Source organism: bacterium, from assembly GCA_035380285.1.
Taxonomy (GTDB): Bacteria; Auribacterota; Erginobacteria; order Erginobacterales; family DAOSXE01; genus DAOSXE01.
The window spans coordinates 1-4,249 of record DAOSXE010000067.1 but is presented as its reverse complement, the minus strand read 5'-3'; the positions used below and the strand labels follow the sequence as shown (position 1 = coordinate 4,249).

The 4,249-nt window shown below is 59.7% G+C and carries 7 protein-coding genes; all 7 read right to left on the bottom strand.

Annotated features, from left to right (window positions below):
• Positions 1–460 (bottom strand): class I SAM-dependent methyltransferase (locus PLZ73_12650; protein HOO78723.1); only part of this gene is annotated, 460 nt, incomplete at its 3' end.
• A gap of 123 nt (positions 461–583) precedes the next feature.
• Positions 584–1,021: a pyridoxamine 5'-phosphate oxidase family protein gene (locus tag PLZ73_12645; protein HOO78722.1), complete on the bottom strand. Its 438-nt coding sequence runs from the start codon at positions 1,019–1,021 to the stop codon at positions 584–586.
• 740 nt (positions 1,022–1,761) lie between these two features.
• Entirely contained in the window at positions 1,762–1,953 is a 192-nt protein-coding gene (locus PLZ73_12640; protein HOO78721.1) for a hypothetical protein, read from the bottom strand.
• A gap of 58 nt (positions 1,954–2,011) precedes the next feature.
• Entirely contained in the window at positions 2,012–2,359 is a 348-nt protein-coding gene (locus PLZ73_12635) for a gamma-glutamylcyclotransferase (protein ID HOO78720.1), read from the bottom strand.
• A 66-nt stretch (positions 2,360–2,425) separates the two neighbouring features.
• Complete coding sequence (locus PLZ73_12630) at positions 2,426–3,268, bottom strand: nucleotidyltransferase domain-containing protein (protein ID HOO78719.1); 843 nt, start codon at positions 3,266–3,268, stop codon at positions 2,426–2,428.
• 87 nt (positions 3,269–3,355) lie between these two features.
• Positions 3,356–3,754: a hypothetical protein gene (locus PLZ73_12625; protein HOO78718.1), complete on the bottom strand. Its 399-nt coding sequence runs from the start codon at positions 3,752–3,754 to the stop codon at positions 3,356–3,358.
• A gap of 36 nt (positions 3,755–3,790) precedes the next feature.
• The coding region (locus PLZ73_12620) for a hypothetical protein (protein ID HOO78717.1) at positions 3,791–4,249 on the bottom strand (459 nt) is incomplete at its 5' end.

The following is a 4,249-nucleotide window of genomic DNA, read 5'->3' as shown; positions in this document are numbered from 1 at the left end:
TGGCAACATCTTCCGTCGGCGGTAACTGCCGCCAATAGGGCTCGCCGATGAGGATGATCCCTCCGGTGCGCAGGCTCCGTGCCAGAAGCTCGATAGTACCGACGACTCCTCCGGCGATCCAAGTGGCACCGACACAGGCTGCCACATCGGCCTTCTCGTCGGAGACGTAACCGGCGGCATCGCCATGGATGAACTTGACTCGATCGGCGACGCCGAGTTCTTTGGCGCGGAGTTTCGCTTGCTCGGTGAACAACCGGCTCATGTCGACGCCGGTGCCTATGACGCCGTAATCGCGTGCCCAAGTGCAGAGCATCTCCCCCGAACCGCTGCCGAGGTCGAGCACTCGGGACCCCGCTTCCAGACGCAGCGCCGCCCCGAGAGCGGCAAGCTTTTCGAGCGAGAACGGGTTATGGATACGGTGAGCGCTTTCGGTGATAGTGAAGATTCGTGGAATGTCCACTTCGGGGAACCTCTTTATGGGTGTGTGTCGATTCGATCACGGCCCAACGGCCGAGCCGAGCGACACCCGGACGGCGGTCGCTCGATCAATTTGTTCGTGACGGCAAATCGGCGTGTGACGCTTCTAACGAAATTCCTTTTCCCATATTTCGGGAGACATCGATCCCGGATTCATGAATTCGGCGCGATAGGGTTCGATCACCAACACGGAATAATTGGGGTCATCCGGACCCGAGAAAACAGCCGAAAGCATGTCGAACCAATAATCGTTTTTTTCTTTTCGATCCGTCGTTATTCTCGCCTTGCCCTGTATCTGCACATAGGGTTTGCTCAAATCCGCCGGGTCGTTGATGCCGAAGGTTACATGAACCTCCGGATTATTCTCTATTTGTTTGACTTTTCTCGAATTAATGCAAACGGCCGAGCGCAGATTGAATTCATTATCCGAATTTATCATAACGTAACGGGTCCACGGTTTGCCGTCCAAAGTCACGGTCGCCAAGTTCGACAACTGGGGGACTTTCAAAAGCTCGATTATCTTTTGTTGTACTTCCGGATTCATCTTTCCCTCCTTTTTTATCGGAACAACTTCTCCAGGCACAAAGACGAAGAACCCGTCGAATCGATGCTATACCGTCCGACGGGAGCAACTCAATCCGATTCCCGGCGACGATCGTTCGGCCCCTGGAGAACTTTGCACCTGATTATTCTGATTAACTCTGATGGGGGAAGAATTCAGGAACTAAGATTACGCAGATTAAAGAGAGGTCCACAGATGTCACAGATTTCAAAACAGAAATTTCGCAGATTTAGGGAACTACTCGTAAGGTTGCTTCGTCGTCCCGCGAGACGCTGGACTCCTCGCAATGATCTTAAATATCCCGTGCCCTATGCTCCCCTAAAAACCTTTCCCTATCTGTGTAAACCTGCCTGCCGGCAGGCAGGTCTGTGGACCCCCTCCCTTCCTGAACCCTTCCTTTCCCCCCTTCATTAACTTCATGTCCTTCATGGTGAAAAAAGCAAAGAGCATGGGGCATAGGGAAAGAGCGGGTTCAGGGTTCAGGGTTTGGGGTTCAGGATTCAGGCTCCGCGGTCCCCAGGGGGACATGGGGCAGAGCGCAGGGCGTAAAACTTCCCCAGCTCTCCCCTTTTTCCCCTTCTTCATGAACTTCATGTCCTTCATGGTGAAACTAAGATTACGCAGATTTGGGAACAGGAGAGGGCTTCCATTGTCTGGCCGGCGTCATCTTCATCCCGACTTCACCCCTCCCCAAACTCTCTGTGCCCTCGGTAACTCTGTGGTTAATCCATTCCCCGGGCGCGGAGGCCCGCGTCCAGCTCGTAGAGGAGCGCCTCCAGCCGGCTCCTGCCCGCCGCGCGGGAGGGCATCCGCAGCAGGACCGCCAGCGCCCGCTCGGCGCAGTCCGCGGCCCAGCCCCCGACGGCCCGGAGTTCCTCCAGGCTCAGCGGAAAGTATCCGGTCTCGCGGGCCATTGCTCTTCAGTTCCGGTGAGAGTTATCGCCGGGCCGCGGACAAGCCCGCGGGGAGGCCTCATGGGAAAGACGAAGCATCCACGTAGACCCACGCTTGCACCCCCGATTCGAACGCGGCCTTGACCCTCGAGTAAGCTTCGACTTCGTATTCGTCCGCTTTCTCAAGTTCTTCTTCGGTAATCTCGAAAATGATTCCCTCGACCCGGTCGCCCCGCTTCCCGGTGTATTTGATTATCGGATGAACATCCGTTCCGCTTCTCCCCACGACATCGGAATCCTCGATGCGTATCCGGGCGAGAACGTATCCGGCCAGCGTGTCCCGGGAACCTTTCAACTTTCTGCCGAACGTGCCGATTTGGACGTTCTCCTGTCGGAGGGTTCCGTACGAAAACAATTTCTCCGTCATCCTACCCTCGTTCCGTTGCCGAACGCCGGAGTCGAGCCGCGGATGCCGACGCCGGCGGACGGGCGATCACGTTCGGGTATCATGCGGCGAGGCGGCAGGCATATGCTTTTCGAGATCGGCCAGATAGTTCAACGCGACCTCCTCCGCCGGAGTATGTTCCCGAAAGCCTTCCGGCCGCAAGGCCTCGCGCAGGTCACGATAGAGATCGACGGCGGCATGGAGAGCGGCGAGGAATCCCGGCGCATCGTACGACCGCGGAAGCGTCTTCATGAGTTTCCGGGCGCGGGACGGCGCCGACGTTTCGATCTTCCGTACTCCGGCCGGCTGGACACCGGCCTCCATCAAGGCCAGGGGGCCAAGCACCCGCCCCCGGAGGAAGGTCAATCCGTCCAGAACTTTGAACGTCTCCCCGCGACCGATTTTTGCGCCGACATAATGCACCCAGATCCAGAAGCGGGCCTCTATCCACTGCAGATCCGGCAAGGGATAGACCGCCTCCCGAGTCCGCAACACGGCGGTTACCCGCCCGTCTCGTTCCCACAGCACCGCGGGGTCTTCCACACGCCGGCCGACGTCGTCAAGACTGACGAACTTGAGATCGACGTGTAAGACGGGATCGGCATACAGACAAATGAGCAGCCGCGGCTCCCCCACATGCTCCCCCGTAAACGCCCCCGCCAGGTTCCCCAACCGGGCCGCGATCCGCGGCCGGTCGGCCATGACTTCCTCGACCCGCGACGGGTCGACAGCCAGCACCAGATCGAGATCGCTCCATCGATCGAGACGTCCCGTGACGAAGGAACCGCCGATGCTCACGCCGACAATGCGCTCGTCGGCCCGCAACACCCGCAAGGCCCGTTCCAGGAATTCGGCGTGCTCCGGGGGCATCGATCGTTTCAAGTCGCGCATCGCTCTATCCTCTCCGGGGTCTCCCCGGTTCCCGTGACGGCCGCCTCATCTCGTCCCGAACGCCTCCCGATAGCGGTTTCGAAAGCGTTACCAAAACAAGCGGTCGTGCCAATGGTCGCGACTCAACCAGGTGATCCGATCCGGCGACGTGGCATTCTCGGCGCCGCCTTGAATCGCTTCCAGCACCGCCGGCTCGATCTCGGAAAAGGTTCTGGCCCGCAACCCGATCGACGCGCCGATCCCGTTATTGCGCCTATCCATCTCGTTCGAACCGCTCCCTCCTCGTTCCATGATCCTGCTCACCCAGTCCACGGCGCGTTTATCGGTCGTATAGGCGACGACGGCGCTCGCCAACGTGTGACGGTACGCGTCCAAGGGGCCGCCCCGGCCTCCGGGTAACTTCGCCCGGGCGACATGAATCCACGTATACCCTAAAACGAAGACGGGATACGCGCAGACCAACAACCCGGCGAGGATGGTTATCATCGCAATTTTCGACGATTTCCCGTTCATGACGCTGGATCAGCCGGTCTTTCCGGCCCACGCCACCGCCAGGACGAAAACGCCCGCAACCGCGTTGGCAAAGCACCATCCGATTCTCAGGGAGTCGCTCATCAGCCGGTGCCCGGCGGCCCGGCGGTTGGCCTCCCAGACCCAGGCGCCGACGGCGTGGTAGAGCAGGATGGAACCCGGAATCCACGCCAGCTTGTAGCCCCAGCCGGCGTCGAGGAAGAGGCCGACCGCGGCGACGCCGTAGATCCATCCCAGCGCCACGTCCGCGACCGCGAGCGCGTGTTCGTAGACCTTGTACTCCGGCGGCAGCGCCTTCTCCTGCAGGCCCAGGCGCGTGGCCAGGCCCCAGTTCACCACCGAAACCAGCTGGCCGAGCCAATGAAAGCAGACCCCGACGACGACTATGAGCGCTCCCGCGACAACGTTGGCGTAAGGGAACAGCGATCCCATCTTTTCTCCGTCCTTCTT

Bases quoted from the DNA above. Each gene is read 5' to 3' on its own strand.
- PLZ73_12645 (HOO78722.1), bottom strand. From the start codon at position 1,021: ATGAATCCGGAAGTACAACAAAAGATAATCGAGCTTTTGAAAGTCCCC.
- PLZ73_12630 (HOO78719.1), bottom strand. From the start codon at position 3,268: ATGCGCGACTTGAAACGATCGATGCCCCCGGAGCACGCCGAATTCCTG.
- PLZ73_12635 (HOO78720.1), bottom strand. From the start codon at position 2,359: ATGACGGAGAAATTGTTTTCGTACGGAACCCTCCGACAGGAGAACGTC.
- PLZ73_12625 (HOO78718.1), bottom strand. From the start codon at position 3,754: ATGATAACCATCCTCGCCGGGTTGTTGGTCTGCGCGTATCCCGTCTTC.
- PLZ73_12640 (HOO78721.1), bottom strand. From the start codon at position 1,953: ATGGCCCGCGAGACCGGATACTTTCCGCTGAGCCTGGAGGAACTCCGG.